The organism is Limnobacter sp. (assembly GCF_046297615.1).
Classification (GTDB): domain Bacteria; phylum Pseudomonadota; class Gammaproteobacteria; order Burkholderiales; family Burkholderiaceae_B; genus Limnobacter.
Window position 1 is genome coordinate 46,076 of the sequence record NZ_JBKBHM010000006.1, and the last position, 24,268, is coordinate 70,343.

Genomic DNA, 24,268 nt, shown 5'->3' on the forward strand with positions numbered 1-24,268 from the left:
CCCCCACCCCGGTTTCTCGCTGCCCTGAGTGATTGACGCCTGTTTTCCCCCACCTGCAAAGTGCTGATTCTTCGAACGCTTTTCCAAGTCGTCGATGTTGGCTCGTGCCTGTTTGCCGACAGCGTGGAATTAAGCTGGTGTAATGCACGCTAATCCGTGTTGCAGCCGCTTTGGAAGTGATTACAATAAAGTCATGAGTTCGCAAAACAGCCCATCAACAGTACTGGAATCTCAGGCCCAGAAAGCCAAGCTTCCCCCGATGTACCAAGTCGTACTCTTGAACGACGACTACACGCCCATGGAGTTCGTGGTGCTTGTTTTGCAGAAGTTTTTTGGCAAGGGCCGTGAGCAGGCTACCCAGATCATGCTGAAGGTGCATCGCGAAGGGAAGGGCGTGTGCGGGGTCTACCCCAAAGATATTGCCTCAACCAAGGTTGAGTTGGTGAGTGGTTTCGCGAGGCAGCATCAACATCCGCTGCAATGCGTGATGGAGGAAACATGATTGCGCAAGAGTTGGAAGTCAGTTTGCACATGGCCTTTGTTGATGCACGTCAACAAAAGCACGAGTTCATCACGGTTGAACACCTGCTACTGGCACTTCTGGACAACCCTTCGGCCGCCGAAGTGTTGAGAAATTGTTCCTGCGACATTGAAGAAATTCGCAAGAACCTGCAGACGTTCATCAAGGACAACACCCCGGTGGTGTCTGGTCAGGACGAAGTGGACACCCAGCCCACCTTGGGCTTTCAGCGGGTCATTCAGCGGGCCATCATGCATGTGCAAAGCACATCGAATGGCAAAAAGGAAGTGACCGGTGCCAATGTGCTGGTGGCCATTTTCGGCGAGAAGGATTCCCACGCCGTGTATTACCTGCATCAGCAGGGCATTACACGCCTTGACGTGGTCAATTACATCTCCCACGGCATTACCAAGACGCCCCAAGCCCCGGCACCCAAGCCCGAGGCCCAGCAGAACGAGAATCAGGAGCAGGAGTCAGAAAGTGGGCAGGCCGCCAGCGACAAACAATCGCCGCTGGACCAGTACACCCAGAACCTGAACACCTTGGCGCGCGACGGCAAGATCGACCCGCTGATTGGCCGTGAGGCTGAAGTGGAGCGTGTGATTCAAGTGCTGTGCCGCCGCCGAAAAAACAACCCGCTGTTGGTGGGTGAGGCCGGTGTGGGCAAAACGGCCATTGCTGAGGGCCTGGCCTGGCGCATCGTCAAGGGCGATGTGCCCGAGATCCTGGAGACTGCCCAAGTGCATTCTCTGGACATGGGCGCTTTGCTGGCGGGCACCAAGTACCGTGGCGACTTTGAGCAACGCTTGAAAGCAGTACTCAAACAGTTGAAAGCCAACCCCGATTCAGTGTTGTTCATTGATGAAATCCACACCCTGATTGGTGCGGGTTCTGCATCGGGCGGCACTCTGGATGCGTCCAACCTGCTTAAGCCAGCGCTGTCCTCGGGCCAGTTGAAGTGCATTGGTGCCACCACGTTCACCGAATTCCGTGGCATTTTCGAGAAAGACCACGCTCTTTCTCGTCGCTTTCAGAAAATTGATGTGGCCGAGCCCACTGTGGAGCAGACCATCGAAATTCTGCGCGGTCTGAAGAGCCGTTTTGAAGAACACCATGGTGTGAAATACTCGGCGGGCGCCATTACTGCCGCCGCTGAGTTGTCCGCCAAATTCATCAATGACCGCCATCTGCCCGACAAAGCGATCGACGTGATCGACGAAGCCGGCGCGGCCCAGCGCATTTTGCCCAAGAGCAAACAGCGCAAAACCATCACCAAGGCCGACATTGAGGACATCGTCTCCAAAATCGCCCGCATTCCACCTCAGTCTGTGAACACAGACGACCGTAACAAGCTGGCCACGCTGGATCGTGACCTCAAAGCCACTGTGTTTGGTCAAGACCCGGCCATCGAGGCCTTGTCGGCGGCCATCAAAATGGCCCGTGCTGGCTTGGGTAAGGCGGACAAGCCCATCGGTTCATTCCTGTTCAGTGGCCCAACCGGCGTTGGTAAAACCGAGGTGGCCAAGCAACTGTCGTTCATTTTGGGCGTTGAGCTACTGCGTTTTGACATGTCGGAATACATGGAGCGCCATGCGGTGTCCCGCTTGATTGGTGCGCCCCCCGGGTATGTGGGTTTTGATCAGGGCGGCCTGTTGACGGAAGCCATCACCAAGAAGCCACACTGCGTGTTGCTGCTGGATGAGATTGAGAAAGCCCATCCGGATGTGTTCAACATTTTGTTGCAGGTGATGGACAACGGCACCCTGACCGACAACAACGGTCGGAAAGCCGATTTCCGCAACGTCATCATCATCATGACCACCAACGCGGGCGCTGAAGCCCTGACCAAGCGGGGCATTGGCTTCATGGAAGCCAAAGTTCAGGGTGATGAGATGGAAGACATCAAGCGTATGTTCACGCCTGAATTCCGCAACCGTCTGGACGCCATCATTTCCTTCCGTGCACTGGATGAAGAAATCATCCTGCGTGTGGTGGACAAGTTCCTGATGGAACTGGAAGAGCAGTTGCACCAGAAGAAAGTGGATGCCATCTTCACGGATGAGCTGCGCCATCACTTGGCCAAGAAAGGCTTTGACCCCTTGATGGGTGCACGCCCCATGCAGCGCTTGATTCAGGACACCATTCGCAAGGCCTTGGCCGATGAATTGCTGTTTGGCAAGTTGGTCAATGGCGGCCGCGTCACTGTGGATTACGACGAGCCTGCCGACCGGGTCAACCTCACATTCACCGAAGGCACCAAGGGCGAAGAGTCTGAAAGCGGTGCTGAAGTGGCTGTGGAGTGATGGCTGGAATATAAGCCGAAACCGGCCGGGGTTTCTGAGCCCCGGCTGAATTCCAGCTTCTTCTGCCGCGTTTGGCTGCGGCCTTGGTGCTGTTCATACATGGCCAAGTCGGCGCAGGCCATGGTTCTCTCAGGGGTATGTTCGCCCTTGATCTCTGTAATCCCATAACTCACTTCAAACCCATTGAGCTGCCGCAAGCAACGTTCAATGATGGTTTTGCCGGTGGCCACTGAACAGGCTTTCAGGTGGGCACAAAACTCCCCTTGGTTGATCCAGCCCAGGCGGTCGCTGGGCCGAAGCAGGGTTTGTATGGTTTCCGCGAAATGCACGAGACGGGTCTGGGCTTGCTCGGGCCCGTAGGTGTCCTCAAAGGCCTTGAGGTGTTCTACACGAATCAATGCCACCACCCCATGTTGTTTGGAGCCAGGTTGCAGGCGCGCCTCTTCAAGCGTGGTTTTCAGGTGGCTCATCCATGAGTCCCGGTTCAGCAGGCCCGTCAGTGGGTCCATGCTGTAGCGGCGGCGCCGTCTGGCTTTGCGGTCGGTCAGGCGGGCAAACCACGCGGTCCGCACCACAAGGCAGGCCCCGACGCCCAATGCACTGACTGCCAAGGCCAGTAGGGTCCAGACGGTGCTCAAGTCACGAATGCGGGTGGGCGGGGCTGTTTGAATCCAGCGGTAAAGGCTGTTTTGCCAGCCCGCGATGTCCTGCAGGTTGGCGATGAGGCTTTGCGGGTTGGCCAGTACGGAATTCTGGTTGTTGTGGCGGTCGATCAGCCGCTCCAGTTGTTTGCGCAGGCCTGCCAGTTCGGTAAGGCGTTCCTGGCTTTCACGGTTGTCGGTTGCCAGTTGCTCCAGCACGGATAGCCTGGCGTGCAACTGGTCAAGCAGGTGCATTGGGGTGGCGTAACCATGCACGCTCAAGGTGTTGTTGGCCAAGCCGGTGCGCGGGTCTGAAAGCCAATGCAGATGGCGGCTTTGAAGGACCAAGTCTTGCTGAGCAAGGTTCAGCACTTGCTGGCGTTGCATTTCGTGGCCCAGCCGGAACACCTGGAACAGGCTGAGTGCGCAAAGGGCCAGGGTGCACACCCACAGCAGAAACTGAACCCACTGGGTCAGCGGCCATCGAGCCAAGCCCCCCATGGGGCTGGAAGCGGAATGTACTGGGGAATTGTCCACGGCCAAGGCAACCCAAAGAGAAAGAACGCCTTTGAGTGGTGGTCTGGTTGGGGACAGTTCCCCTGCTGGTTGGGTCAGGCGGTGCCTGTGCTGCCAAACCCACCTGCACCGCGTTGAGACGGGGCAAATTCGCTGACCACTTTGAAGTCGGCATGGGCCACAGGCAGGATGACCAACTGGGCAATCCGTTCCATGGGCTCAATCACCACATCAATGCTGCTTCGGTTCCAGGCGGACACCATGAGTGGCCCTTGGTAGTCTGAATCAATCAAACCCACCAAGTTACCCAGTACCAATCCTTTTTTGTGCCCAAGGCCGGAGCGGGGCAGGATGGTGGCGCAATAGTTGGGGTCGCCGATGTACATCGACAGGCCTGTGGGTACCAGTTGAGCCTCACCGGGTTTCAGGGTCAAGGGCTCGTTCAGTGCGGCACGCAGGTCGACACCTGCGCTACCCGGAGTGCCGTACGCAGGCAGGCATTCAGCCATGCGAGGGTCCAGAATCTTGACTTCAACAGGAATGGTCATGGGTGTGAAAAAAGGTGGTGAATGAGGTCAAGGGCCGCTTCGAGTTTGGGCTTGCGCTCAATGGTCACAGGCGGCAGGTCTGTGCGGTAAATCTGAAGGGTGGCTTCGTCTGCACCCAACACCTCTTGGGCGAAGTTGGCCACAATGGCATGGGCCTTTTTGCGCACCAGTTTTTGCTGGGCGTAGTCCGCAAGGTTTTGGGTTTCGGCGGCAAAGCCAATCACCTTGAAACGTGGGCTGTGTTCGGTGGCCCATTGCCCAACCTCGGCCAGAATGTCCGGGTTCAGAGTGAACTCCATGTTCAAGCCGGTGGGCGATGCGTCGGATTTCTTTTGCTTGTGGGTGCTGGGGTTGAGTATTCCGTAGTCGGCCACCGCTGCCACGCCCACATAAGCCTGCGCTTGGGGCACCAAGCCCAGCACGGCGCTGTGCATGTCGCGCGCGCCTTGCACGTTCACGCGTTGAACTCCATACGGAGTAGCCAGGGCGGTGGGGCCGCTCACCAGAGTAACTTTCGCACCAGCCAGCCAGGCGGCTTGGGCAATGGCATAGCCCATTTTGCCGCTGGACCGGTTGGTGATGCCGCGTACGGGGTCGATGGCTTCGAAGGTGGGCCCTGCGGACACCACCACATGTTGACCGGTCAATGTTTGAGTGCTTCGGGCTTTGGCCAGTTCCCAGACGATCTCCCAAGGCTCCAGCATGCGGCCTTGGCCCACTTCGCCACAGGCTTGTTCGCCGTGGGCTGGGCCAAACACCTGCAGGCCGTCTCGCCGGGCTTGTTCAACATTGCGCTGTGTGGCCGGGTTGTTCCACATTTCCACATTCATGGCCGGCACAATAGCCACCGGGCAATTGCGGGCCAGCACCAGGTTGTCCAACAGGTTGTCGGCAATACCGTGCACATACTTGGCCAGTGAGTTGGCGGTGCAGGGGGCGATCAACAGGTGGTCGCAGGCCCGGCTGATGTCGATGTGCGGCATGCCACGGTCAGCCTGGCCTTCGGGCCACTGGGACACGGCCACCGCACGGCCAGACAGTGCCTGAAAGGTCAGTGGCGCAATAAACTGGGTGGCCGAGGGGGTCATCACCACCTGCACAGCACAGCCCTGTTTGGTCAACAGTCGAACCAGTTCGGCTGATTTGTAGGCCGCAATGCCACCACACACGCCCAAAACAATGCGTGTGCCTTTCAGGCCGGGCAGTTGGGGCAGGTCGTTGGACATCATCCCTCGGGTTCTCAGGCTTTCTTGCGGGGCGCTGCCTTGCTGGTGGGCGAGTCAGTGCGCGTGAAGAACAGTTCATTCACAATCAGGCCAACAGCGCCCAGGCTGATGGCCACATCGGCCACGTTGAAGGCTGGCCAGTGGACAGTCTGCCAGTAAAAGTCCAGGAAATCGACCACCGCGCCGTACATCACCCGGTCAATCAGGTTGCCGATGGCGCCGCCCAGAATACTGGACAGGCAAAACAGGGCAAACGGTTTGCCGCGTGAGCCACGCATCAGCACCACAATCACGATGGAAGCCACCACGGCCACCACGGACAGGAAATGCCGTTGCCAGCCTTCCTGATTGGCGAGGAAGCTGAATGCAGCCCCGGGGTTGAGCACATGAACCAGATTGAAAAAGGAGGTCACTTCCACCACGGCACCGAATTCCAGCCGGGCCTGGACCCACAGTTTGGTGATCTGATCCAGAACGATCCAGGTCAGGCTCAGCCATAGCCAAATCCACAGTCGTCCTTGTTGGGGTTTAGACATGTTCTCGTTCCTCGCCATCACCGTACAAATTGCTGACACAGCGACCGCAGATGTCTGGCAGGTTTTCATCGGCACCGGTGTCGGTGCGCACGTGCCAGCAGCGTTCGCATTTCTTGCCTTCGGCAGGCGTTACCGAAATAAGTTCAACATCGCCTTGGGCGAGTTTGACTTCGGACACGATGAACAGGAATTTCAGGTCGTCGCCCAGGCTTGCACAGATGTTGTAAAGTGCTTCAGGCAGGGCGAGGCTGACGCTGGCCTGCAAGGACGAGCCGATCAAGCCCTGTGTGCGAACCGCTTCGAGTTCTTTCACCACGCGGGCCCTGAGGCCCAGCAGGCTGTCCCAACGGTCGCTCAGTGCCTGCGCACCGTCGATCTCGATAGTCGGTGCAAACTCGCCACAGAAAATGGAGGGCTGGCCTGTACGCGCCGCATGGCCCAGGCATTCATAGGCTTCCTCGGCGGTGAAGCTGAGCACAGGAGCCATCAGTCGTACCAGTGCTTCGGTGATGTACACCAACGCCGTTTGGGCGCTGCGGCGTGCTTTGGAATGCGCGCCTGTGGTGTAGAGCCGGTCCTTGAGAATGTCGAGGTAAAAAGCGCCCAGGTCTTCGGAGCAGAAGATCTGCAATTTGCTGACCACCGGGTGGAATTCATACCGGTTGTAGTGGGCTTCACATTCAGCTTGCAGGTTGGCCAGCCGAACCAGCGCATAGCGGTCCACTTCAGCCAGGTCTTCCACGGGCAGGGCCTGCAGGTCGAAATCGAAGTCGGACACGTTGGCCAACAGGAAACGCAGCGTGTTCCGGATGCGTCGATAACTTTCAACCACTCGCTTCAGAATTTCGTCAGAGATGGTCAGCTCGCCGGAATAGTCGGTGCTGGCCACCCACAGGCGCAGAATTTCCGCCCCCATTTTGTTGGTGACTTCCTGCGGGGCAATCACGTTGCCCACGGATTTGCTCATCTTGCGGCCTTGGCCATCCACCACGAAACCATGCGTCAACAGGGCTTTGTAAGGGGGCACGCCGTTGATCATGCAACTGGTCAGCAAGGAGGAGTGGAACCAGCCACGGTGCTGGTCTGAACCTTCCAGATAAAGGTCGGCCGGGAATTGGCTTTCCTGGGCATGACTGCCGCGCAACACGGTTTCATGGGTGGTGCCCGAGTCAAACCACACATCAAGGGTGTCGGTGTTTTTTTCGTAGTGGCGGGCTTCGTCGCCGATCAGGTCTTCGACCTTCAGGTGTTGCCAGGCCTCGATGCCTTCTTGCTCAATGCGAGCGGCCACTTGCTCGATCAGTTCTGGTGTGCGGGGGTGCAGTTCGCCGGTTTCACGGTGAACCAAAAAGGCCATGGGCACACCCCACTGACGTTGGCGGGACAGTGTCCAGTCAGGGCGGTTGGCAATCATGGCGTGCAGGCGGGCTTTGCCCCAAGCCGGGAAGAACTGGGTGGCTTCCACGCCAGCCAGTGCTTTTTCACGCAGGGTACCGCTGCCGTCCAGGGGTTGAACGTCCATGCCTGCAAACCACTGAGAGGTGGCCCGGTAAATGACCGGCGTTTTGTGGCGCCAGCAGTGCATGTAGCTGTGGCCAAACTTCAGTTGCTTGATCAGATTGCCGGTTTCAACCAGTTTTTCAACAATCAGCGGGTTGGCTTTCCAAATGTGCAGGCCACCGAAAAACGGCAGCGATTCCACATACTGGCCATTGCCCATCACCGGGCTGATCACGTCGGCGTCTTTCAAGCCATAGCCTTTGGCGGTGACGAAGTCATCCACACCATAAGCGGGGGCACAGTGAACAATGCCGGTACCCGTGTCGGTGCTGACGTAATCGGCCAAGTAAACCGGGCTCAGGCGGTCGTAGAAGGGGTGTTCAAAGGGCAGGTTTTCCAGGGCCGCGCCGGTGGTGGTGGCCACCTCGGTGCCGGTCAGGCCATAACTCTCCAGACAGGCGGCAACCCGCTCTTGTGCCAGCAACAAGAACTTGTCACCCGTGTCGATCAGGCTGTACACCAATTCCGGGTGCATGTTCAGGGCCTGGTTGGCGGGCAAAGTCCACGGTGTGGTGGTCCAGATCACCAGTTGACCTGGCTTGGCTTGCAAGGTGGCCAAGGGCACATTGAATGCCTGAGCCAGTTTCTCCAGCGCAGGTGCGTGGAATGGAAAGCCGACATCCACGGCAATGTCTTGCTTGTCCTTGTATTCCACCTCGGCTTCGGCCAGTGCAGAGCCGCAGTCAAAGCACCAGTTGACGGGTTTCAGTCCGCGGAATACATAGCCCTGTTTCAGGATCTTGCCCAAGGCGCGCAGTTCGTCGGCCTCGTTGCTGAAGTTCATGGTTTTGTAGGGGTTGTCCCAATCGGCCAACACGCCCAGGCGGATGAAGTCTTTTTTCTGACGCTCAATCTGTTCGCTGGCGTAGGCGCGGCTTTTGGCCTGAACGTCCAACGTGGGCAGGCCTTTGCCGTGGGTTTTCTCGATCTGAATTTCGATGGGCATGCCATGGCAATCCCAGCCCGGTACGTAGTGGGCGTCGCAGCCCGCCAGGCATTTGGATTTGACGATGATGTCCTTGAGAATTTTGTTGACCGCGTGGCCGATGTGAATGTCCCCGTTGGCGTAGGGCGGGCCATCGTGCAAAACAAACTTCGGTTTGCCCGCTTTGGCCTCACGAATGGCCTTGTACAGCCCGTTGCTGCACCACTGTTCAACCCAGTTGGGTTCGCGCTGCGGCAGATTGCCCCGCATGGGGAAGGGCGTATCGGGCAGGTTCAGCGTGTCTTTGTAATCCATGGGGTTCAACGTACAGATTGAAGTGAAGAGGGGTGCGTTTGGGCCAACAGGGCCATGGCCTGGGCGGTGTCGCGATGCATTTGTTCAACCAGGGCGTCCAGCGAATCGAACTTCGCTTCGGCGCGCAGATGGGCCGTGACCTCGATGCTGACGCACCGTCCATAAGCGTTGCCTTGCCAGCCGGGAATGTAGGTTTCCAGCAAAATCTCCGAGGACTCTTCCACGGTAGGGCGCAAACCGAGGCTGGCCACAGCCGGCAGGGGTTTGTCGTCCAAGCCGTGAACCCACACGGCCAGAATGCCCGACAGCGCACTGGCGCGGCCTGCGATTGGCAGGTTCATGGTGGGAAACCCCAAGGTGCGGCCCAGTTTCTTGCCGTGAATGATTTTGCCCGAGTAGACCAAGGGGTGCCCCAGCATCGCCTTGGCTTGGTCGATCTGCCCAGCTTGCAGGGCTTCGCGCACCCTTGAACTGGAGACACGATGGCCATCGTGCTGAACCTCGGGCAGGTCGTGCACCACAAAACCCAAGGCCTGCCCCAGTTCACTGAGGGTGTTGAAGTCGCCGGCCCTTTTGGCACCGAAGCGGAAATCGTCACCCACCCAAACCTGTTTCGCCTGCAATTGCGTGGCCAGTACCTCGCGCGCGAAGGCCTCAGGGCTCAAGCTGGCCATGGCGTGGTCGAAGGGAAGGACGCACACGGCCTCAATGCCGCAGTGTTTCATCCACAACAGCCTGTCGCGCAGGGTGGAAATTCGGGCCACTTTGGCGTGTGGGCTGAAAAACTCCTTGGGGTGGGGGTGAAATGTCACCACCATGGGCACCAGACCGCTGCTGCGGGCCACGCGCACCACTTCACGGAACAGGCGGGCATGGCCCAGATGGACGCCGTCAAAGTTTCCGATGGTCAAGGCTGTGCCGGCACCCGGGGCAAGGGCGCCAGGGCGGCGGATGATTTTCATGCCGGTGGCAAAGTGGTGGATGGTTGCAAAACAACCCACCATTATACGTCCGTGGCGGAGAAATACAGGACTTTTTGCCCTGCCCGGTGATAAACTCGCGCCATGCGAAAACCGACTCCAACCTTGGCCGTTCTCATCTCTGGCCGAGGCTCCAATCTTCAGGCCCTCATTGAACATGCGCAGCGCACAGCCGCCTATCGCATTGCCGTGGTCATTTCGAACCGCCCCAATGCCGGTGGCCTGGATTTGGCACGTGACGCAGGTATTCCAGTCGAGGTGGTGGACCACACCACCTTCACCGACCGGGCTGCGTTTGATGCAGCCTTGGCCGAACGGTTGGACGGGTACGCCACCGACTGGGTGGTGCTCGCCGGTTTCATGCGGGTACTCACGGAAGGCTTCGTTGAACGGTACTCCGGGCGTTTGGTGAATATTCACCCGTCCCTGTTGCCTGCTTTTCCCGGCTTGAAAACCCACGAACAAGCCCTCGCGGCGGGTGTGCGCGTACATGGGGCCACTGTTCACCTGGTGACGCCTGCACTAGACCATGGGCCCATTGTGGACCAGGCCGTGGTGCAGGTGCTGGACGGTGACACACCCCAAACGCTTGCAGAGCGGGTGCTTGCGTTGGAGCACAGGCTGTTTCCCCGCGCCATTGAGGCCCTGTGTGCCGGGCGGGTTGCCCACGCTGGCAGCCTGGCCATGGTGGGTGCAGCCAGTCAGCCGCTGATCATGAACATTCCCTTGGTGGACGAACACTATGGCCAAAAAGCCTGAGAAAAAAACGCCGTTTCGCAAACCCCAGTCAGGCTCAGGCCGTGGGCGTGCGGTTCGTCAGGACAGGACCGGCGCGGTTTCGCGCGTGGGTTTGTTGAGCCAGGTGGCCCAACTGATTGACTTGTTGAATCAGTTTGAAGGCCCTGCCGATGCCACCATTTCCCGCTTTTTCAAAGACCACGCCGAACTTGGTGGCCGTGACCGGCCGGTGGTGGCCGAGGCTGCTTACTGCTGGTTGCGTTACCGTTTCCGCATCAATCATTTGGCGCAGTCAGGCGAAGGCCCCCCCTTGATGCGCCAAGCCAAGCTGGCCTTGTTGTGGTCCGGTGCGCCCGAACCCATCTGGTCTGCCGGTCGTCAGGCCGACAATGAATGGTTGAGCCGTGTCATCCAGGTGCCAGCCGAACAGTTGGCCCTGGAACCCCGCACCTGTCTGCCCGAGTGGCTGTACACCAAAGTGGCTGAACAGTTTGGCGAGCCGCGTGCGGAGTCGTTCGCGCAGGCCGTACTGCAGGCCGCCCCCCTGGATATTCGAGTCAACACCCTGAAAACCTCCGCCACCGAATTGCAGGGTTTTCTGGCTGAGTTGGGTGTGCGCAGCGAACCCATTGAAGGCCTGCCAGACAGCCTGCGAGTCACGGGCAAGCCCGCTTTGGGTAAAACCGAGTTGTTCCAGACCGGTGGCTTTGAAGTGCAGGACGCGGGTAGCCAATGGGTCAGCCGACTGGTGGCCCCTCGCCGAGGCGATTTGGTGGTTGATTTTTGTGCAGGCGCGGGCGGCAAAACCCTGGCCATTGCAGCGCTCATGAAAAACACTGGGCGCGTGGTGGCCTTGGACACCTCGGAACGCCGATTGCTGAAGTTCAAGCCAAGGGCTGCCCGTTCCGGCATGAGTAATTTCTACACCATGGCCATTCATGACGAAGGCGATGCCCGCCTGAACACCTACACCGGCAAGGCGGACCGGGTGTTGGTGGATGTCCCGTGTACGGGGATGGGGACATTGCGCCGGAATCCTGACCTCAAATTCCGCCAAAGTTTGCAGTCTCTGGCCGAGCTGAATGTGAAGCAGCGGTCGATTCTTGAGCGCGCCAGTGCCTTGGTCAAGCCGGATGGACGGTTGATTTATGTGACTTGCAGTGTGCTTCAGGATGAGAACGAAGTCATCGTGCAGGAGTTCCTGGCCAAGCACCCTGAATTCCGTTTGCGGCGCTGGACTGAAGTACTCAATCCGAGTGAGAGGCCTTTGAAAGCCGATGCCACGGCTGATATGCTGCGCATGTGGCCTGAAGATGGTGAATCGGACGGCTTCTTTGCAGCCGTTATGCAACGCGCGAAGGTGTAACCGAGTAGAAACTCCAACATTCGTTCGTATAATAAAGTACAGTTGTGCACTGAAACTTGAATCACTGCCGTCCCAGAAGACCTGAGACCATTCAAACCTTGCGGCTGTGACCTGTCAAAACCACGAGAGAGATTGTGATCATGCTTGAATTTCTGACGTCCGGACTGTTGGGCGCCTCCCTGACCGAAATGGTGGTGTACACGCTGGTTGCCACCCACATCACCATTGTTGCGGTCACTGTGTATCTGCACCGCGCGCAGGCCCACCGGGCTTTGGATGTTCACCCTGCCTTGGCGCATTTTTTCCGGGCTTGGTTGTGGTTGACTACGGGTATGAGCACCCGGGCCTGGGCGGCCATTCACCGCAAGCACCACGCCAAATGCGAAACTGCTGAAGACCCACACAGCCCCCAGGTTAAAGGCCTTAAAACGGTGTTCTGGAAAGGTGCAGAGTTGTATCGGGCTGAAGCGGCCAACAAAGAAACCCTGGCTCGTTATGGCCACGGCTGCCCCAACGACTGGCTGGAAAACCAAGTGTATGAGCGCTTCCCTTGGCAGGGTGTTGGCTTCACCCTGGTGCTGGAGTTCTTGCTGTTTGGTTTCCCCGGCGTGAGTATCTGGGGCATTCAAATGCTGTGGATTCCGGTGTTGGCCGCTGGCGTGATCAACGGCGTCGGCCACTTCTGGGGCTATCGCAACTACGATTGCGTGGACGCAAGCCGCAATATTTTCCCCTGGGGAATTCTCATTGGCGGTGAAGAGCTGCACAATAACCACCACACCCATGCGACCTCGGCCAAGCTGAGCTCCAAGTGGTATGAGTTTGACATTGGCTGGATGTACATCCGCCTGTTCAGTGCAGTGGGTTTGGTGAAGATCAAAAAAGTGGCAGAGCGCCCACGGTTTGCGTCCAAGAGTGAGGCCCGGCTGGACTTGGCCACTGTACAGGCGGTTGTCAACCACCGGTACGATGTGATGGCGCGTTATGCCAGTTCCATGCGCAAGGCGTTTCGCTCGGAATTGGCCAGTTTGCGTGAGCAGGCCCGCAGTGCCCAAGAGCGCAATGTGTTGGCCAAAGCCAAAGGGCTGCTGTCGATTGACGAAGCCAAACTCAGTGATGTGCAGCGCCAGCAGTTGGAGCAGCTGTGCACACAATCAGCCCTGATTCGCGGGTTGGTGGAAATGCGCCGTGAATTGCGTCAGATTTGGGAGAAAACCAACCTGAGCAAAGAGCAGATGCTGGTTCAATTGCAGGCATGGTGCGACAAGGCAGAACAAAGCGGTAACCGCTGGTTGCAGGACATGTCACTGCGTATCCGCCGTTACGCGGCTTGATGGCCAATCGATAGCCCAGCAGGTTTTTTCGGAACAAAAAGCCCCGGCATGCCGGGGCTTTTTTTGTGTCTGCTTGGCGCTGAGTGCCTGCCAACAAAAAACCCGCTGAGCATGCGCTGAGCGGGTTTTCAGTGGGGCACCTTGCTGAATTGAATTACTTCAGCTTGGTTTCCTTGTAGGACACATGTTTGCGTACAACTGGGTCGTACTTCATGATTTCCATTTTTTCTGGTTTGGTGCGCTTGTTCTTGGTCGTGGTGTAGAAGTGACCAGTTCCAGCGGTAGATTCCAGTTTGATTTTTTCGCGGCCGCCTTTTGCCATGATTCAGCTCCTGCTTAGATTTCGCCGCGTGCACGCAGGTCGGCCAGAACGGCGTCGATGCCATTCTTGTCGATAGTGCGCAGGGCATTGTTGGTCAAACGCAGGCGAACCCAGCGGTTTTCGCTTTCAACCCAGAACTTGCGTGTTTGCAGGTTAGGCAGGAAACGACGTTTTGTTTTGTTGTTGGCGTGGGAAACCTTGTTTCCTACCATCGGGCGCTTACCCGTGACTTGACATACGCGAGCCATGATGACCCCAAGAATTCAGCAAAGTCCACGATTATACCTGCGAATCAAAATACCATCAAGTACTTCATGGGGTTTTACAGGCCAATGTGGCGCCACCGGCCAAGCAGCCGTGGCCCACCAGCCACAGGCGTGCCCCAGGCCCTAGCGTTGATAGGGCGCACGGCCCTGTTGGCGATAGGAATACGCTGTGGTTTGGCCCACCACCAAGTGGTCCACCAATTCAATGTCCACCAGCGCCAAGGCGCTGTTCAATGTGAGTGTCAGTTGGTCGTCTGCGGCACTGGGTGTGCACAGGTTGCTGGGGTGGTTGTGCGCCACCATGATGCGGCTGGCCTGGTGTTCGATGGCAAACCGAAGCACTTCGCGAGGAAACACCGCTGTTTTGTTCACTGTGCCGGTGAACAGAACCTTGTGGGCCACCATGCGCAGTTGGTTGTTCAGGGCCAGCACAAGAAACTGTTCCACATCGGACAGGCCAATCTGCGCCCGGGCAAAACGGACGAATCGGTCAGGGTCGCTGATGGCGGGCGGCTCATCCCGGGCTTCATGGCGCAGTTCGTCCCCCAAGCATCGGCGGGCCATCTCAAGGCAGGCTTGAAGCTGCGCGTACTTGGCTGCACCCAGGCCAGGTACGGAATTCCAGTCTTTCAGGCTGATTCGGTTCAAGGCCCGCAGGTTGCCAAACTTCAGGATGATGTCTCGGGCCAAGTCCACTGCGCTCTTTCCGGGCAGCCCGGTGCGCAGGAAAATGGCCAGCAATTCAGCGTCGGACAGGCTGTCTGCGCCTTGGTTGATGAGGCGTTCCCGTGGGCGCTCGTGTTCAGGCCACTGCTGGATGGACATTCAAAGGTGCTCCTGCAAACCCCTTGTGTGTCAAGGCCTGTGCAGGAGTTCAACGCGCTGCGCAAGGCGGGTGGATGCCCGGTGCTTTGCTTGGCGTAAAATAGCGGTTTGTTGTATTCCGTTTGAGGCCTTAAGCCATGTCCGAGCCCGTGCAGTCCAAGCCCGTTGTCAATGAGTCTTCCTTTGTGACTTTGCACTATCGCATTCGGCTGGCCGACAGCCAGCAGGTGGTCGTTTCCACGTTTGAAGACAAACCCGCCACCTTGCAGATGGGGGCAGGGCAGTTGGCCGAGGGGCTGGAGCGTTGCCTGTTGGGCATGCAAGCCGGCCAACGCGACACTTTTGTATTGCCACCTGCCAATGGTTACGGGGAAAGCAACCCAGACCTGTATCGCCCTGTCAGCAAAGCCTTGCTCAACAGCTACGCCGAGGAAGGCACCACGTTTGAACCCGGTGACTTTGTGCATTTCCCAGCACCCGATGGCGGACAGTTTGCCGGCACTGTGATTGAGGACCGGGATGACAATGTGTTGTTTGACTTCAATCACCCCTTGGCTGGCAAACGCTTGGCTTTTGAAGTGCAGTTGATTGGGGTGCTGTGACTATGGCCATCGAAATCAGCCTGGCCCAACCGCGCGGCTTTTGCGCCGGGGTGGACCGTGCCATTGAAATCGTTGAACGGGCTTTGCAGCAGTTTGGTTCGCCCATCTATGTGAAACACGAGATTGTTCACAACAAGACCGTGGTTGACGATTTGCGCAACAAAGGGGCCATTTTTGTCGATGAGCTGGACGAGGTGCCCACCGGTTCAACCGTGGTGTTTTCGGCCCATGGCGTGTCTCAGGATGTGCGGACACAGGCCGAGGGTTTGGGTTTGAAAGTGTTCGACGCCACATGCCCTTTGGTGACCAAGGTTCATGTGGAAGTGACGAAGATGCGCGCCCAAGGCTGCGAGATCATCATGATTGGCCATGAGGGCCACCCCGAGGTGGAAGGCACCATGGGGCAGGTGAGCGATGGCATTTATTTGGTGGAAACCGAAGAAGACGTGGCCCGTTTGCAGGTGAAGGCGGAACAGTTGGCGTATGTCACCCAGACCACTTTGAGCGTGGACGATGCATCCCGCGTAATTGCGGCACTTAAAGCCAAGTACCCCCACATTCGGGAACCCAAGAAAGCCGACATTTGCTATGCCACACAAAACCGTCAGGATGCGGTGAAGTTCATGGCCCGTCAGGTGGATTTGGTGCTGGTGGTGGGTAGCCCCAGCAGTTCCAATTCCAACCGCCTGCGTGAGGTGGCTGAAAAGCTGGGTGTGCCGGCCAAGCTGATTGAGAATGCGGACAGCCTGGACCGCGCGTGGTTTGAGGGCGTCAAGCAGGTGGGCCTGACTGCCGGTGCTTCGGCGCCTGAGCATTTGGTGCAGGCTGTGATCAAGCGCCTGAAGGAGTGGGGCGCGGCCTCGCTGCGTAACCTGGATGGCGTGGAGGAAAACATTGCCTTCCCGCTGCCCAAGGGGTTGAGCGGGCAACCCGGCAATCAGGGCTGATCGTTTGATAGCCGAGTGGCCAATACTTGGTCCACTCGGTGCCCGTCGACGTCCATGACTTCAAAGGTCCAGCCGGAGAATTCGAATTTTTCGGATTTTTTCGGAATGCGGCCCAGTTTCCGACCCAGTGCGGTCAATGCGAAGCCACCCACGGTGTGGAAGTTGCCCAAGTCGTCGGTGGGCAGGCCTCGCAAGTTCAGCTTGTCGCACATCTCATCCACGGGCAGCAGGCCGTCAAACAGCCAAGACCCGTCTTCGCGCCGCACGGCCAAGGTGTCTTCGTCGTCGTCCAGCACTGGCATCATGTCGCCCACCACGCTGGAGAGCACATCGTCGATGGTGACGATGCCTTCGGTCATGCCGAATTCACTGATGACAAATGCGAAGGTGTTCTTCTGTTTCCGGAAGGTGCGCAACAAATCGCCCAGCGTCAGCGACGCGGGCACAAACAAGGCAGCCTGCAGCGGCAGGGCAGCGAAGTCGATGTCACCAGCAATTGCAGCCTGAAGAATGTCGTGGCTCTCGGCCAGGCCCACCACCCGTTGAAGGCTGCCACGGCACACCGGCAACACGGAATGCGGGGCTTCACGCAACACCCGCAGGTTGTTTTCAGTGCTGCTGTCCAGGTCGATCCAGGCAATGTCACTGACCGGGGTCATGACTGCGGCCAGTCGCCGGTCTTCCAGCCGAAGTACGTTGCCCATCAGCAGGCTTTCTTCCGGCGCCAGTGCGCCATCTTTTTCGTTTTCTGAGAGGAACGCCAGAATGTCTTCCACGGTGTTGACGGCAGGCGCGGCCTTGAAGGGCAAGAGGCTGAGTACCACGTCAGAGGATTTGGACAACACGGCGATGGCTGGGCGCATGACAGAAATGAACAAAGCCATGAAGGGGGCGCAGAATGCAGCCACGGCTTCGGGATTGGCGATGGCCAAGCGTTTGGGCACTATTTCCCCCAGCACGATGGACAAGCCTGTCACCGCTGCGATGGTGAGCACGAAAGCCAGGGTGTCGGCGTGGGTTGCCAGGGCGGGCAAATAAGTGTTCAGGGCCTGTGCAATGACGGTGGACAAGGCCGACTCGCCATACACACCCATCAGCAGCGCGGCTGCGGTGATGCCGGTTTGGGTGGCGGCCAGAAGGCGGCTGGGGTGGTCGATGATGCCCAAGGCAATTCTGGCCTTGTGATTGCCGTTTTCGGCCATGCTTTCCAGTTTGCTGCGGCGGCTTGAGGCCAAAGCCATCTCTGACAGTGCAAAAAAACCGGAAACGAGGATGAGGGCAATGAGTATCCACAGGGCGTGCATGGGTGTTGTGTCGCGGTAACTGACCCTTGCAGTGTATCAAACCCCGTTCATGGGTGCTTTGTTGGGCATGGTGCAGTGGCGGGGGTGTGCAGTACAATGACGGGTTATCCCAGTTTTGCATTGAATCATCATGGCGTTGACCGAAGATTCCATTCCACAGTCTGACCAGATTGTGGTGGCTGCCCTGTACAAGTTTGTCAGCCTGCCCGATTTTGAAGCCATCAAACCCGCGCTGGATGCGGTGTGCCAAGCCAATGGCGTGCTGGGCACTTTGCTGTTGGCGGCAGAGGGCATCAACGGCACGGTGAGCGCCCCGCGTGAGGGCATTGTGGCCTTGATGAGGTTTTTGTGGGCCGACCCCCGCTTGGCGGATTTGGCGCCCAAGTATTCATTTGCCCCAAACCAGGCCTTTACCCGGATGAAGGTGAAGCTGAAGAAAGAGATTGTGACCATGGGCAAAGACGGCATTGACCCCAATCGCTTGGTGGGCCGTTACGTGCCCCCGAAGGACTGGAATGCCTTGATTGCGGACCCGGACACCCTGGTGATCGACACCCGCAACAACTATGAATACGCGATTGGTACTTTCGAAAGGGCAGTAGACCCGGCCACCACCACGTTCCGTGAGTTCCCGCAATGGGTGGAAGACAACCTCAAGTCATTGCCCGAGGGGCAGCGGCCCAAAAAGATTGCCATGTTTTGCACTGGGGGGATTCGCTGCGAGAAGGCCACGGCGTACATGCTGGAGCAGGGCTTCGATGAGGTGTACCACTTGCAGGGTGGCATTTTGAAGTATCTGGAAGAGGTGCCCCAAGAGGACAGCCTCTGGAAAGGTGAATGCTTTGTGTTCGACCAGCGTGTGTCGGTGAAGCACGGTTTGGAAGTCGGCGAGTATGACTTGTGTCATGCCTGCCGCATGCCCATTACCGAGGCGGACAAGCAAAGTGAGAAGTACATTCAGGGCGTGGGTTGCCCCCATTGTTACGACAGCCTGACCGATGACCAAAAAGCCCGGTTCAGCGAGCGCCAGAAGCAGATTGCGCTGGCCCGAGCACGCAATGAAAAACACATAGGCCGGACCATGCCGCCCAAGGACAAACAGGGCAATTCAGAAGCCAAGGTTTCTTGAGGTTCTGGGCTGTACCTGATGAAACCGCAATTGAACCTGCCAGTGCTGTATAGTTTTCGGCGTTGCCCGTTCGCCATGCGTGCCAGGCTGGCGCTGGCTGCGGCAGGGCAAGCGGTTGAAATTCGCGAGATTGTGCTGCGGGACAAACCTGCACATCTGCGGGAGTTGTCGCCCAAAGCCACGGTACCTGTGCTGTGGCTGCCTGATGGCACCGTGATCGACCAAAGCCTGGACATCATGCGGTGGGCGGTGGCCCAGCAAAGGCCCCACACGTGGCTAGACTGTGACGCCCGGCAACGTGAACAAGGCGAGGCTTGGTTGCAGATGCTGGACGGGCCATTCAAGCAAGCCTTGGACCGTTACAAATACCCCAACCGCTATGAGGGCTGTGACCCGATGGCCGAGCGCACGCTGGGCCGCAGCATGTTGGCGGTCTGGGATGCACACCTTCAGCACGGACAGCACTGGTTGTTTGGCCCTCAGCCCAGCCTCTACGACTGCGCGATTCTGCCCTTTGTTCGCCAATTCCGGATTGCCGACGAGGCGTGGTTCGACTCGGGCCTCCAATTGCCCGCGTTGCAGGGGTGGTTGGCGCGGTTTTTGGCGTCACCTTGGTTTGAGCAGGTGATGGTCAAATTGGACCCATGGACACCTGAAGGGCCACCGCGCCAGTTTCCCTAAGTCAGGCTTTCAATGGCAAAAGCGTTAGAGAAAGCCCTCTACGCTTTTCACCTCAAGTTTCTATACACTCCGAAGTTACGCAACAGTAACATGGTTTGGTTGGGCTATGCTGTAGTCCGAAAAATCCAATCCAATCAATACTAAAGAGGACGAGACCCATGGCTGACAAGATTCTTGAGTACCTGCATTCTTCCACCGGCAAGCAAATTGCCGCGGCCCTCGGGATGCCCGTACCCCCTCAACTCAAGCGTGCCAAAGCGGGTTACGCCGACAAGCCGTTGGCCGGTGTTAACGCACTGGTGGGCGCAAGCGCCAACAGCGCCACTGCCGCTGCCTTGGTGAAGGCCCTTGATATGCTGGGTGCCAACTTGAAAGTGTCGTCTGATTTGGCTGGCCTGGACGGTGTGAAGCAGGCTGCTGCAAAGTCCAAAGTGGATGTCAGCATTTCCCAGGCCGACGCGGGTGTCAGCGAAAGCGTGTTGGTATTGGATGTGACGTCTGCCGCCAGCGTGGCTGATTTGCGCCTGCTGTACGATTTCTTCCAGCCACGTCTGCGCCGCTTGCCCGGCAACGCCCGCATCGTCGTGATTGGCCGCCCCCGTGGCGATTCCAAGGACGCCTTGGCTGAAACAGCGCAAGCCTCTTTGCCCGGCTTCATTCGCAGCCTGGCCAAAGAAAGCGGCAAGAACGGCACCACAGCCAACCTGATTCAACTCAAGAGCGGCGCTGAGGCTGGCCTGGAAGGCGCACTGCGTTACTTCCTGACCCCCCACTCCGCATTCGTGACCGGACAGGTGTTGCCTGTGGTGGGTGCCCCAAAAGGCGCCAAGGCGGTTGCGTTCAGCGAAAAACCCCTGACCGGCAAACTGGCTGTGGTGACTGGTGCTGCGCGCGGCATTGGTGCGGCCATCGCTGAAGTGTTGGCCCGCGAAGGCGCCACCGTGATCGGTGTGGACCGCCCCGCAGATGAAAGCACCTTGGGCGCTACGATGAGCGCGATTGGCGGCATTGTGTGCCCTCTGGACATCACTGAAGCTGACGCTGGTCTGAAGCTGGCTGCTGTGGCGGCTGAGCGTGGAGGCAAGATTGACATCATTGTTCACAACGCCGGTATTACCCGCGACAAGATGATGCGCAACATGGCCTCCCACCTGTGGGACATGGTGCTGGACGTGAACCTGGGCGCGATTGTTCGCTGCAACGAGCAACTGCTCAACGGTGAGGCATTTGGTGAAGGCGCGCGGATTGTGTGCATTTCCTCCATCGGTGGTATTGCGGGCAACGTGGGCCAGACCAACTACGCCGCCACGAAGAGCGCTGTGATTGGTTACGTGGATGCATTGTCCAAAGAACTGAGCGGCAAAGGCATTGCGGTGAACGCGATTGCCCCCGGTTTCATTGAAACCCAGATGACCGCCGCCATTCCCGTGGTGACCCGCGAGGTGGCCCGCCGCCTGTCGTCCTTGTCCCAAGGAGGTTTGCCTGTGGACATCGCTGAAGCCGTCACCTTCATGGCGAGCCCTCTGGCAGCCGGTGTGAACGGCGCAACGCTGCGCGTGTGTGGCCAAAACCTGGTGGGTGCCTGATCAGCAGCAACATGACCCATCAGTGTGTGGGTCAACACCATTCAACCCGGGTGTCGGGCTCATTCGATGAGCCCGAACCCAGTTCAAACAATTTGAGGAGAATTTTATGAAACACGGTCGTCGCGTTGCCATTCTGGGCGGTTCACGCATTCCTTTCGCTCGTTCCAACACTGCCTACATCGGCAAGTCCAACCAGGACATGCTGACTGCAGCATTCCGCGGTGTGGTTGACAAATTCCAGTTGCACGGCGAAGAGCTGGGCGACGTGGTGGCCGGTGCTGTGGTTAAGCACAGCCGTGATTTCTCCCTGTGCCGCGAATCCGTGTTGGGTTCTGGCCTGAGCCCAATGACTCCAGCCTTTGACATTCAACAGGCTTGTGGCACCGGCTTGGAAGCCGCCATTGTGGTGGCCAACAAAATTGCACTGGGCCAGATTGAAGTGGGCATGGCCGGTGGCGTGGACACCACGACCGATGCGCCCATCGCTGTGAGCGAAGGCCTGCGCAAAATTCTGCTGGAAGCCAACCGCGCCCGTGACACCAAAGGCAAACTGGCTGCACTGCTGAAGATTCGCCCCAAGCACCTGGCTCCTCTGCCCCCCGCTAACTCCGAACCCCGCACCAAGATGAGCATGGGCCAGCACTGCGAAGTGATGGCACAGACTTGGGGTGTGAGCCGTGAAGAGCAGGATGAGCTGGCTGTGAGCAGCCACCTGAAAGCCGCCAAGGCCTACGAAGAAGGCTTCTTTGACGACCTGATCGTGCCGTTCAATGGCTTGTCCAAAGACAACAACCTGCGCGCAGATTCCTCAGTGGAAAAACTGTCTGGCCTGAAGCCTGCGTTTGACCGCAAGAGCGGCAAAGGCACCATGACTGCCGGTAACTCCACCCCACTGACCGACGGTGCGTCCGCTGTGCTGCTGGCCTCTGAAGACTGGGCCAAAGCCCGTGGCCTGAAGCCTTTGGCTTACCTGACTTTCTGCGAAACCATTGGTGTGGATTTTGTATCTGGCAAGGAAGGCCTGCTGATGGCCCCCGCCTACGCCGTACCCCGTATGTTGAAGAAAGCCGGTGTCAGCCTGCAGGACTTCGATTTCTACGAAATTCACGAAGCATTTGCCGCCCAAGTGCTGTGTACCCTGAAAAGCTGGGAAGACCCCAAGTTCTGCAAAGAGAAGCTGGGTCTGGATGCTCCTCTGGGTTCCATCGACCGCAGCAAGCTGAACGTGAAAGGTGGTTCGCTGGCTGTGGGCCACCCCTTTGCGGCAACCGGTGGCCGTATTATCGCCACACTGGCCAAGCTGCTGAATGAGAAGGGCAGTGGCCGCGGTCTGATTTCCGTGTGTGCCGCCGGTGGTATCGGTGTAACCGCCATTCTCGAGAAGTAATCCATGAGCGCCGCCGAACGTTTGAAGTCATCCGCCAAGTTCTTTGAACTGGGCGAGATGCCCAACGGCAAGGTGATGCTGCTCAAGGCCGCAACCACCTCGACCAAGAAACCCAAGAAGGACACTCAGGCGGTTCGCCTGGGGGCCCGTGTCAAGAAGGTGTTCATTGATCGTGAGTGGGTGCGTGCCTACAATGCGGTGTGTGGTTTTGAGGATGATTTCATCTCTCTGACTGCACCGCAGGTGTTGGCCTCCCCCTTGCACATGTACCTGATGAGCCGTGCGGAACATCCATTCCCGATGTTGGGCATGGTTCACCTGCACAATTCGGTGGAATTGATTCAACCACTGGAATTCGGCGTGCCGTACGACGTGGTGGTGACCATTGGTGACACACGCGCCATTCCGCAAGGTTTGGAGTTCGATGTACACACCGAGTTCTTCAAGGATGACGAAGTGCATTGGCGCGGCACCATGAGCGTGCTGTGCCGGGTCAAGGGCATGCCCAAGCCCGCTGGCAAGCCAGCCGCTGTGGAAGGACTGGATGCTGCTCAGGCTCAGTATGTGAGCCTGAAGGTACCGGAAGACCAAGGCCGCAAGTACGCCAAAGTGTCGAACGACTACAACCCGATTCACCTGTATGCGCAAACGGCCAAGATGTTTGGTTTCAAACAGGCGATTGCGCATGGCATGTGGAGTGCCGCAAAAACACTGAGCATTCTGGAAGCCAGTTTGGGCAAGCCTGCCAAGGCGTACAGCCTGAGCTTCAAGCAGCCCGTGTTTTTGCCATCGAAGGCCAGCTTGAAAAGCGTAACCAGCGAGGGCGTTGCCCGCTATGAATTGCTGGCTGAGCGCGATTCGAAAGTGCTGATGGTAGGCACCATTGCCGCTTGATTTATTTGCGCCGATCGCGCAGATGACCTGACAAACCGCTGCTCACAAGGCAGCGGTTTTTTTATCGCTTATTGCCTCGCCAGCCCAGGCACCAGTATGCGTTCAATCAGCACCTGCATGTCTTTGATGGGAATGTTCGGGTGTTGAATCCACCAGCGCGCACCCGCTTCTACCGCCCCAACCATGATGTTCGCCATGGCCAAGGCCTGCAGGCTGACAGGGGGCTGGGGGGTGGTTGTGGCAGGCTCAACGCCGTTGATTTCTTCAATGGTGCGCGCGCAGGCGTCAATGAAGCTGTTTCTGAAAAAACCCACCTTTTCGCCCACTGGGCCAACGCTGGTCAAGGCTTCGTTATAAAGCACTGACCAACCTTCACGGTGGCGTTCCACGAATGTCAGGAAACTCAGCATGATGAGTTTGAGGCGTTCGGTGGGGTTGGCGGTGGACATCAGCAGCTTCAACCCCGACATCAGGTGGTTACCTACCTGCGTAATCGTGGCCAGGTAAAGCGCATCTTTGGAGCCGAAGTAGCGGTAGAGCAGGGGCTTGGTAACCCCTGCGCCTTCGGCAATTTCTTCCATGCTGGTGGAGTGAAAGCCATGCTTGGAGAACACAACACCGGCCACTTCCAGAATCTGCTCCATGCGCTGCTCTTTGGGCACCTTGCGGGTGCCCAGACGTTTGGCGGCGGGTGGCGCAGGTACGCGCTTGACGGCCTTCTTGGGTTCGGCGGTTTTTCTCACACATTACTCGGCGGTTACATTTTGGGAAAGTGTAACAAGCCTGGGGCCCAAATGACAAAAACCCCGTGCAATGA

At 58.0% G+C, this 24,268-nt stretch carries 23 protein-coding genes; 12 read left to right on the top strand and 11 right to left on the bottom strand.

Annotated features, from left to right (window positions below; all coding sequences use genetic code 11):
- Positions 1-193 precede the first annotated feature (193 nt).
- Positions 194-502 (top strand): ATP-dependent Clp protease adapter ClpS, encoded by a 309-nt coding sequence (clpS, locus tag ACK4FF_RS12320; RefSeq protein WP_409710193.1) that lies wholly within the window; start codon positions 194-196, stop codon positions 500-502.
- Positions 499-2,823 (top strand): ATP-dependent Clp protease ATP-binding subunit ClpA, encoded by a 2,325-nt coding sequence (gene clpA, locus ACK4FF_RS12325; protein WP_409709641.1) that lies wholly within the window; start codon positions 499-501, stop codon positions 2,821-2,823. Before clpS ends, clpA begins: the two co-directional genes overlap by 4 nt.
- Here the strand turns inward: clpA and ACK4FF_RS12330 are convergent.
- The 6 genes from ACK4FF_RS12330 to ACK4FF_RS12355 form a co-directional block, all read right to left on the bottom strand.
- Positions 2,730-4,001, bottom strand: a complete 1,272-nt coding sequence (locus ACK4FF_RS12330) for a GGDEF domain-containing protein (RefSeq protein ID WP_409709644.1) — start codon at positions 3,999-4,001, stop codon at positions 2,730-2,732. The genes clpA and ACK4FF_RS12330 overlap by 94 nt on opposite strands.
- Before the next feature lie 74 nt (positions 4,002-4,075).
- Positions 4,076-4,528 carry a dUTP diphosphatase gene (dut, locus tag ACK4FF_RS12335; RefSeq protein ID WP_409709647.1) on the bottom strand — a complete coding sequence of 151 codons (453 nt, stop codon included), beginning with the start codon at positions 4,526-4,528 and terminating at the stop codon, positions 4,076-4,078.
- Positions 4,525-5,757, bottom strand: a complete 1,233-nt coding sequence (coaBC, locus tag ACK4FF_RS12340; RefSeq protein WP_409709650.1) for a bifunctional phosphopantothenoylcysteine decarboxylase/phosphopantothenate--cysteine ligase CoaBC — start codon at positions 5,755-5,757, stop codon at positions 4,525-4,527. Before coaBC ends, dut begins: the two co-directional genes overlap by 4 nt.
- 11 nt (positions 5,758-5,768) lie before the next feature.
- Complete coding sequence (gene lspA / locus ACK4FF_RS12345) at positions 5,769-6,290, bottom strand: signal peptidase II (protein ID WP_409709653.1); 522 nt, start codon at positions 6,288-6,290, stop codon at positions 5,769-5,771.
- Positions 6,283-9,090: an isoleucine--tRNA ligase gene (gene ileS, locus ACK4FF_RS12350; RefSeq protein ID WP_409709656.1), complete on the bottom strand. Its 2,808-nt coding sequence runs from the start codon at positions 9,088-9,090 to the stop codon at positions 6,283-6,285. The genes lspA and ileS overlap by 8 nt, the downstream gene beginning before the upstream one ends.
- A gap of 5 nt (positions 9,091-9,095) precedes the next feature.
- Positions 9,096-10,052 carry a bifunctional riboflavin kinase/FAD synthetase gene (locus ACK4FF_RS12355; RefSeq protein WP_409709659.1) on the bottom strand — a complete coding sequence of 319 codons (957 nt, stop codon included), beginning with the start codon at positions 10,050-10,052 and terminating at the stop codon, positions 9,096-9,098.
- A 102-nt stretch (positions 10,053-10,154) separates the two neighbouring features.
- Between ACK4FF_RS12355 and purN the strand changes: the two genes are divergently transcribed.
- The 3 genes from purN (at position 10,155) to ACK4FF_RS12370 (ending at position 13,508) form a co-directional block, all read left to right on the top strand.
- Positions 10,155-10,829: a phosphoribosylglycinamide formyltransferase gene (gene purN / locus ACK4FF_RS12360; RefSeq protein WP_409709662.1), complete on the top strand. Its 675-nt coding sequence runs from the start codon at positions 10,155-10,157 to the stop codon at positions 10,827-10,829.
- A complete protein-coding gene (locus ACK4FF_RS12365) occupies positions 10,813-12,174 on the top strand; it encodes an RsmB/NOP family class I SAM-dependent RNA methyltransferase (RefSeq protein ID WP_409709665.1) in 1,362 nt (453 codons plus the stop codon). The genes purN and ACK4FF_RS12365 overlap by 17 nt, the downstream gene beginning before the upstream one ends.
- Positions 12,175-12,314: 140 nt before the next feature.
- Complete coding sequence (locus ACK4FF_RS12370) at positions 12,315-13,508, top strand: fatty acid desaturase (protein WP_409709669.1); 1,194 nt, start codon at positions 12,315-12,317, stop codon at positions 13,506-13,508.
- Between the two features lie 154 nt (positions 13,509-13,662).
- Here the strand turns inward: ACK4FF_RS12370 and rpmG are convergent, their stop codons facing one another.
- From rpmG to radC, 3 genes are all read right to left on the bottom strand, one after another.
- Positions 13,663-13,830, bottom strand: a complete 168-nt coding sequence (gene rpmG / locus ACK4FF_RS12375) for a 50S ribosomal protein L33 (RefSeq protein WP_409709672.1) — start codon at positions 13,828-13,830, stop codon at positions 13,663-13,665.
- A gap of 14 nt (positions 13,831-13,844) precedes the next feature.
- Positions 13,845-14,078 (bottom strand): 50S ribosomal protein L28, encoded by a 234-nt coding sequence (gene rpmB / locus ACK4FF_RS12380; protein WP_256764441.1) that lies wholly within the window; start codon positions 14,076-14,078, stop codon positions 13,845-13,847.
- A gap of 141 nt (positions 14,079-14,219) precedes the next feature.
- Positions 14,220-14,921, bottom strand: coding sequence for a RadC family protein (gene radC, locus ACK4FF_RS12385; RefSeq protein WP_409709675.1), 702 nt, complete (start codon positions 14,919-14,921; stop codon positions 14,220-14,222).
- Between the two features lie 137 nt (positions 14,922-15,058).
- Between radC and ACK4FF_RS12390 the strand changes: the two genes are divergently transcribed.
- Both ACK4FF_RS12390 and ispH read left to right on the top strand, forming a co-directional pair.
- Positions 15,059-15,523, top strand: a complete 465-nt coding sequence (locus ACK4FF_RS12390; protein WP_409709678.1) for a peptidylprolyl isomerase — start codon at positions 15,059-15,061, stop codon at positions 15,521-15,523.
- A 2-nt stretch (positions 15,524-15,525) separates the two neighbouring features.
- Complete coding sequence (gene ispH, locus ACK4FF_RS12395; protein ID WP_409709681.1) at positions 15,526-16,470, top strand: 4-hydroxy-3-methylbut-2-enyl diphosphate reductase; 945 nt, start codon at positions 15,526-15,528, stop codon at positions 16,468-16,470.
- On the opposite strand, the gene ACK4FF_RS12400 is transcribed toward ispH, so the two are convergent.
- The gene (locus ACK4FF_RS12400; RefSeq protein ID WP_409709684.1) at positions 16,461-17,774 is read right to left on the bottom strand and encodes a hemolysin family protein; all 1,314 of its coding nucleotides are present in this window, start codon (positions 17,772-17,774) and stop codon (positions 16,461-16,463) included. The two genes, ispH and ACK4FF_RS12400, sit on opposite strands and share 10 nt — an antisense overlap.
- 130 nt (positions 17,775-17,904) lie before the next feature.
- Between ACK4FF_RS12400 and ACK4FF_RS12405 the strand changes: the two genes are divergently transcribed.
- The 5 genes from ACK4FF_RS12405 (at position 17,905) to ACK4FF_RS12425 (ending at position 23,451) form a co-directional block, all read left to right on the top strand.
- The gene (locus ACK4FF_RS12405; protein WP_409709687.1) at positions 17,905-18,903 is read left to right on the top strand and encodes a rhodanese-related sulfurtransferase; all 999 of its coding nucleotides are present in this window, start codon (positions 17,905-17,907) and stop codon (positions 18,901-18,903) included.
- An 18-nt stretch (positions 18,904-18,921) separates the two neighbouring features.
- Positions 18,922-19,584: a glutathione S-transferase gene (locus ACK4FF_RS12410; protein WP_409709690.1), complete on the top strand. Its 663-nt coding sequence runs from the start codon at positions 18,922-18,924 to the stop codon at positions 19,582-19,584.
- A 158-nt stretch (positions 19,585-19,742) separates the two neighbouring features.
- Positions 19,743-21,170, top strand: a complete 1,428-nt coding sequence (locus tag ACK4FF_RS12415; RefSeq protein ID WP_409709694.1) for a 3-oxoacyl-ACP reductase — start codon at positions 19,743-19,745, stop codon at positions 21,168-21,170.
- 106 nt (positions 21,171-21,276) lie between these two features.
- A complete protein-coding gene (locus tag ACK4FF_RS12420) occupies positions 21,277-22,557 on the top strand; it encodes an acetyl-CoA C-acetyltransferase (RefSeq protein WP_409709697.1) in 1,281 nt (426 codons plus the stop codon).
- A 3-nt stretch (positions 22,558-22,560) separates the two neighbouring features.
- Positions 22,561-23,451 carry a MaoC family dehydratase gene (locus ACK4FF_RS12425; RefSeq protein WP_409709700.1) on the top strand — a complete coding sequence of 297 codons (891 nt, stop codon included), beginning with the start codon at positions 22,561-22,563 and terminating at the stop codon, positions 23,449-23,451.
- Positions 23,452-23,519: 68 nt separating this feature from the next.
- On the opposite strand, the gene ACK4FF_RS12430 is transcribed toward ACK4FF_RS12425, so the two are convergent.
- Positions 23,520-24,194: a TetR/AcrR family transcriptional regulator gene (locus ACK4FF_RS12430; protein ID WP_409709703.1), complete on the bottom strand. Its 675-nt coding sequence runs from the start codon at positions 24,192-24,194 to the stop codon at positions 23,520-23,522.
- Positions 24,195-24,268 lie beyond the last annotated feature (74 nt).

What these genes read in the sequence shown, in the direction of transcription:
- clpS (WP_409710193.1), top strand. Translation starts at nt 194, where the DNA reads ATGAGTTCGCAAAACAGCCCATCAACAGTACTGGAATCTCAGGCCCAG.
- clpA (WP_409709641.1), top strand. Translation starts at nt 499, where the DNA reads ATGATTGCGCAAGAGTTGGAAGTCAGTTTGCACATGGCCTTTGTTGAT.
- dut (WP_409709647.1), bottom strand. Translation starts at nt 4,528, where the DNA reads ATGACCATTCCTGTTGAAGTCAAGATTCTGGACCCTCGCATGGCTGAA.
- coaBC (WP_409709650.1), bottom strand. Translation starts at nt 5,757, where the DNA reads ATGATGTCCAACGACCTGCCCCAACTGCCCGGCCTGAAAGGCACACGC.
- lspA (WP_409709653.1), bottom strand. Translation starts at nt 6,290, where the DNA reads ATGTCTAAACCCCAACAAGGACGACTGTGGATTTGGCTATGGCTGAGC.
- ileS (WP_409709656.1), bottom strand. Translation starts at nt 9,090, where the DNA reads ATGGATTACAAAGACACGCTGAACCTGCCCGATACGCCCTTCCCCATG.
- ACK4FF_RS12355 (WP_409709659.1), bottom strand. Translation starts at nt 10,052, where the DNA reads ATGAAAATCATCCGCCGCCCTGGCGCCCTTGCCCCGGGTGCCGGCACA.
- purN (WP_409709662.1), top strand. Translation starts at nt 10,155, where the DNA reads ATGCGAAAACCGACTCCAACCTTGGCCGTTCTCATCTCTGGCCGAGGC.
- ACK4FF_RS12365 (WP_409709665.1), top strand. Translation starts at nt 10,813, where the DNA reads ATGGCCAAAAAGCCTGAGAAAAAAACGCCGTTTCGCAAACCCCAGTCA.
- ACK4FF_RS12370 (WP_409709669.1), top strand. Translation starts at nt 12,315, where the DNA reads ATGCTTGAATTTCTGACGTCCGGACTGTTGGGCGCCTCCCTGACCGAA.
- rpmG (WP_409709672.1), bottom strand. Translation starts at nt 13,830, where the DNA reads ATGGCAAAAGGCGGCCGCGAAAAAATCAAACTGGAATCTACCGCTGGA.
- rpmB (WP_256764441.1), bottom strand. Translation starts at nt 14,078, where the DNA reads ATGGCTCGCGTATGTCAAGTCACGGGTAAGCGCCCGATGGTAGGAAAC.
- radC (WP_409709675.1), bottom strand. Translation starts at nt 14,921, where the DNA reads ATGTCCATCCAGCAGTGGCCTGAACACGAGCGCCCACGGGAACGCCTC.
- ACK4FF_RS12390 (WP_409709678.1), top strand. Translation starts at nt 15,059, where the DNA reads ATGTCCGAGCCCGTGCAGTCCAAGCCCGTTGTCAATGAGTCTTCCTTT.
- ispH (WP_409709681.1), top strand. Translation starts at nt 15,526, where the DNA reads ATGGCCATCGAAATCAGCCTGGCCCAACCGCGCGGCTTTTGCGCCGGG.
- ACK4FF_RS12400 (WP_409709684.1), bottom strand. Translation starts at nt 17,774, where the DNA reads ATGCACGCCCTGTGGATACTCATTGCCCTCATCCTCGTTTCCGGTTTT.
- ACK4FF_RS12405 (WP_409709687.1), top strand. Translation starts at nt 17,905, where the DNA reads ATGGCGTTGACCGAAGATTCCATTCCACAGTCTGACCAGATTGTGGTG.
- ACK4FF_RS12410 (WP_409709690.1), top strand. Translation starts at nt 18,922, where the DNA reads ATGAAACCGCAATTGAACCTGCCAGTGCTGTATAGTTTTCGGCGTTGC.
- ACK4FF_RS12415 (WP_409709694.1), top strand. Translation starts at nt 19,743, where the DNA reads ATGGCTGACAAGATTCTTGAGTACCTGCATTCTTCCACCGGCAAGCAA.
- ACK4FF_RS12420 (WP_409709697.1), top strand. Translation starts at nt 21,277, where the DNA reads ATGAAACACGGTCGTCGCGTTGCCATTCTGGGCGGTTCACGCATTCCT.
- ACK4FF_RS12425 (WP_409709700.1), top strand. Translation starts at nt 22,561, where the DNA reads ATGAGCGCCGCCGAACGTTTGAAGTCATCCGCCAAGTTCTTTGAACTG.